We start from the raw sequence: 4,491 nt of genomic DNA on the forward strand, positions 1-4,491 counted from the left end.
CGCCGCCACCCTCGCGGCCGGCTGCTCCGGCCAGGGCGGCGGCGGAGGCGAGCAGCAAGCCCGGTCCGCACCCGCCGCCGGCCTGCCCGCCGCGGCCGGCCAGAGCCCGCAGGCCGTCCCGGTCGCCACCCTGATCGGCGACGGCTCCACCTCGGACACCGGCGCCCAGCCCAACCAGCCCAAGCCCGAGCCGCTGAAGCTGGGCGAGCGCCCGCCGCAGTTCGTGGTCTTCTCCTGGGACGGCGCCGGCGAGCTCGACAACAAGCTGTTCAGCCGCTTCCGGCAGCTCGCCAAGGACCACGGCGCGGCGATGACCTTCTTCTTCAGCGGCATCTACGCCGTACCGGAGTCGAAGAAGACCCTCTACCGTCCGCCGCAGCACCCCATCGGCGCCTCCGACATCGGGTACCTCACCGACGAGCACATCCACGGCACCCTCCAGCAGCTCGGCGCCGCCTGGCTGGAGGGCCACGAGATCGGCACCCACTTCAACGGGCACTTCTGCGGCCCCACCGGCGGCGGCGCCTGGTCCCCCGACGACTGGGACAGCGAGATCGAGCAGGCGATGGACTTCGTCATGAACTGGAAGACCAACACCGGCTTCGACCTGCCCGCCCTGCCCTTCGACTACCGCAAGGAACTGATCGGCTCCCGCACCCCCTGCCTGGAGGGCCAGCGCGGCCTGCTGCCGACCGCCGCCAAGCGCGGCTGGAAGTACGACAGCAGCGGCGGCGGCGGGCTGCAGATCTGGCCGCAGAAGTTCCAGAACGGCGCGCTGTGGGACATGCCGCTGCAGTCCATCCCCTTCCCCGGGCACACCTTCCAGGTGCTCTCGATGGACTACAACATCATGTACAACCAGTCCGGCGCCAACACCAAGGGCGACCCCGGGCACTACGCCGCCTGGCAGACGCAGGCCCGCGACTCGTACCTGGCCGGCTTCGACCGGGCGTACAGCACCAACCGGGCCCCGATGATCATCGGCAACCACTTCGAGGAGTGGAACGGCGGGATCTACATGACCGCCGTGGAGGACGCACTGAAGGTCATCGCCGGCCACCCCGACGTGCGGCTGGTGTCGTTCCGTCAGCTGGTGGAGTGGCTGGAGGTGCAGGACCCGGGCGTGCTGCGCAAGCTCCAGGCGCTGGCCCCCGGGCAGTCGCCGACCGGCGGCTGGGCCGAGTACCTGGGCGCGGCCGGACCGACCCCCTCCCCCACCAAGCCCGAGCCGTCAGTGCTGATCGCCCCGCGCACCTGAGCCACCGTTCCGGGCCGGGCCGCCGGTGACGGGCGGGCCACCGGTGACGGCCGGGCCACCGGTCCGGCCCGAGATCAGGGCGCCGAGCAGCGCCACCCCGCTCATCACCAGGAAGATCACCGCGAACGGGCCGGCCGGGACCGGCCCGCTCCCGGCGGCGGCGAGCGTGCCACCGCCGAGCGCCGCGAACAGCACCCCCGACAGGCCGATCAGCAGCACGTTGCCGAGCGCGTCGCTGAGCTGCAGCGCCGCCGAGTTGGCGCCGGTCTCGGCGGGCGCCGAGAGCTTCATCATCAGCACGCTGATACTGGCCACCGCCAGTCCCATCCCGACCCCGCCGACCGCCCACGCCACCGCGGCCACCCAGACCGGCACGGCGGGCACCAGCACCAGCGCCGCCCCCGCGATCGCCACCGCCGTCAGCATGAAGCCCCACCGGATCAGCGCCTCACGGTGCCGGTCGGCCCCCGGCCGGCCCTGCAGGAACGAACCGAGCGCCCAGGACAGCCCGCCACTGGTGAGGGTGAGCCCGGCCAGCGTCGGGGACAGCCCGCGCTGGGTCACCATCATCAACGGGATGAACGCCTCCGCGGCGAAGAACGCACCGGCCGCCACCCCTCGCAGCAGGATCACCGTCGGCAGGCCACGGGCCGCCAACAGCGCACCCCGCGGCAGCAGCCGCACCACCGCAGGCAGCAGCAGCGCCGCCCCCGCGGCAGCCGGGAGCAGGCCGATCAGGTCCAGCCGCTGCCCCGCGTACTGCAGCAGACCCGCGCCGAGCGCCGCCATCGCGGCGAGCACCGTGCGGCGCCGGTCGTACGCCGCCGCCACCGTGGACGGAAGGTTCCGCTCCGCGCGGCGCAGCGCCGGCCCCATCACCGCCAGCGGCAGCAGGATCAGCACCGGCACCGCCAGGAACACCCAGCGCCAGCCGAGGTGCTGGGTGACCGCGCCGGAGACCAGCGGGCCGACGATCGACGGCAGCACCCAGGCCGCCGAGAACGCCGCGAACACCGCAGGCCGCAGCTCCTCCGGATAGGCCCGGCCGACCACCACGTACAGCGCCACGATCACCAGCCCGCCGCCCAGCCCCTGGACCGCCCGGCCCGCGACGAAGGGCCACATGCCGGTGGCCGTCCCCGCCATCACCAGCCCCGCCCCGAAGACGGCGATCCCGGTGAACAGCGGGGCCACCGGCCCCCGCCGGTCGCACCACTGACCCGAGACCACCAGCGCGAACAGGGTGGTGGTGAAGTACCCCGAGAAGGCGAAGGCGTACAGCCCCAGCCCGTCCAGCTGCCGGGCCGCCACCGGCATCGCCGTGTTGACGGCCGTCGCCTCGAAGGCGAGCAGCAGCACCACGGAGACGATGCCGAGGGTGAGCGCCCGGTAGGGACCGCTCATCACACCGGCGGGTTCCCCGGGCAGCGGTGCCCGGGGTTCGGGGGCATGGCCGACCGAGGAGGTGGAGGCTGTGGTCATGCCAGCCATCGTAAGACGCGTGGCACGTTATGACTCCTGACGGGAGACCGGTTCCGCCTCCGTCCCCGGACCTCCGTCCCCGGACCTCCGTCCCCGGGCCTACGTCCCCGGTGGGGCGGACCGTCGGGTGGGGTCTTCAGGCGGCGGATTTCGTCAGTGCAGGGCCTTCAGCCCCACCACGCCGGAGAGGATCAGCACCAGACAGGTGATCCGGGCCGCCGTCACGGCGTCGCCGAGCGCCGCCATCCCGTACAGCGCGGTGCCCACCGCACCGATACCCACCCACACGGCGTAACCCGTACCGAGCGGGATGGAACGCATCGCGTACGCCAGGCCGCCCATCGAGAGCGCCAGCGCGACCACGAACAGCGCCGTGGGCGCCGGCCTCGAGAACCCCTTGGACGCGTCCAGGGCCACCGCCCAGACCGTCTCCAGGACGCCGGCGACGATCAGAACCACCCAGGCGATCACGACGAACTCCTCCGCAGCCAGTGCGCGACAGCCGTGTGCTGCCGCTGCTGTACTGCGTCGTCTTGTCGTGCCGGGTACGACGCACCTCGTCCGGGGCCGGCGGATCTCCCGCCGTCTCCCTCCGACGGTAGCACAGCACGACACACAGAATTCATATTCGGATATTGACGGACCCCGGCCCCGGCCGCATAAGATGAATTCATCAGCACGGCGGCACGGAACAATCCGGCCGCCCCGGCGGTACCCACGACAGGAGTCGGCGATGATCAGGAGCACGGAGGCCCGCAGCGCGGCGCCCGGCACCTGCGCCCCCTGTTGCCGCCGCACCTGTTGTTGCGCCTGAGCGCCGCCTCTCCCCCTTGCCCGGCCCGGATCGATGATCCGCCGCCGCCCTCCCGGCCGTGTGCCCGAGTGGTTCAGGGAACCGCCTGCAAAGCGGTTTACGCGGGTTCGATTCCCGCCATGGCCTCCACCCGCCGAATTTCCGGCCTGCGATATCCATGAATTCCCACGGATATCGCGGACCGGGAATTCGACATGCCCGGAATGTTTTCCAGGAGTTACGGGAGTTACAGAGGTCACGGAAGTCACGGAGATGCCGCAGGGGCGGCCCCGGTGCTCCCGGGGCCGCCCCTGCGGCTTCGCTACTGCTCGTCCTACTGCGCGATCACGACTACTCGATCACGGGCGGCAGGGCCGAGCCGCCGCGCCAGGTGTCCTCGTCCTCGACGAGGTAGTCCGGGCGGTGACCCGCTTCCTTCTTCTTGCCCTTGCCCGCACCACCGGTACCGGCACCGTGCATACCGCCCGCGCCCGCGGCACCGTTCGCACCGCGGCCCTTGCCGAGGCCGGAACCGCCCTCGGTGAACGCCCGGCCGCTCGCGCCGCCCGGCTTGGCGCCGCCGATCGTGCCGCCGGCCTTGCGGACCAGGCCGCTGCTCTTGCCGCCCGCGCCCTTGCCGCCGGCGCCCGCACCGCCGCCCATGCCGCCGCCGTGCATACCGCCGGCCCCGGCCGCACCGGCCCGGCCCTGGCCGCTGCCGGCACCGCCGACTCCGCCCGCGCCGGCACCCGTACCACCGGCACCGCCGGCCGAACCGGGCCGAGGCGCACCACTGGTACCGCTCTTGGCACCGGTGCCACCGGTCAGACCGCCGCCCTTGAGGCCGCCGCCGCTGATGCCACCACCCTTGCCGCCGGTGTAACCGCCGCCGCCACCGAGACCGCCGGGGACGAAGCCGCCCCCACCGAGACCCAGGCCGCCGCCACCCGTGCCACCG

At 73.0% G+C, this 4,491-nt stretch carries 3 protein-coding genes, 1 tRNA gene, 1 pseudogene and 1 riboswitch; of the genes and pseudogenes, 2 read left to right on the top strand and 3 right to left on the bottom strand.

The annotated features are described in order from the left end of the window. The coding region (locus AA75_RS20965; RefSeq protein ID WP_051812933.1) for a hypothetical protein at positions 1-1,258 on the top strand (1,258 nt) is incomplete at its 5' end. On the opposite strand, the gene AA75_RS20970 is transcribed toward AA75_RS20965, so the two are convergent. Continuing rightward, on the bottom strand, positions 1,232-2,740 hold the full coding sequence (locus tag AA75_RS20970; protein WP_082526695.1) for an MFS transporter: 1,509 nt from the start codon (positions 2,738-2,740) through the stop codon (positions 1,232-1,234). The two genes, AA75_RS20965 and AA75_RS20970, sit on opposite strands and share 27 nt — an antisense overlap. Before the next feature lie 153 nt (positions 2,741-2,893). Then, entirely contained in the window at positions 2,894-3,208 is a 315-nt protein-coding gene (locus AA75_RS20975; RefSeq protein WP_033821696.1) for a multidrug efflux SMR transporter, read from the bottom strand. 54 nt (positions 3,209-3,262) lie between these two features. Further along, positions 3,263-3,329, bottom strand: a riboswitch (guanidine-III (ykkC-III) riboswitch). Between the two features lie 279 nt (positions 3,330-3,608). Between AA75_RS20975 and AA75_RS20980 the strand changes: the two genes are divergently transcribed. Further along, a tRNA-Cys gene (locus AA75_RS20980) sits at positions 3,609-3,683 on the top strand. 201 nt (positions 3,684-3,884) lie between these two features. Here the strand turns inward: AA75_RS20980 and AA75_RS53515 are convergent. Next, a pseudogene (locus AA75_RS53515) lies at positions 3,885-4,491 on the bottom strand (hypothetical protein); the annotation flags it as partial.

It is taken from the genome of Kitasatospora sp. MBT63, assembly GCF_000710465.2.
GTDB lineage: Bacteria > Actinomycetota > Actinomycetes > Streptomycetales > Streptomycetaceae > Kitasatospora.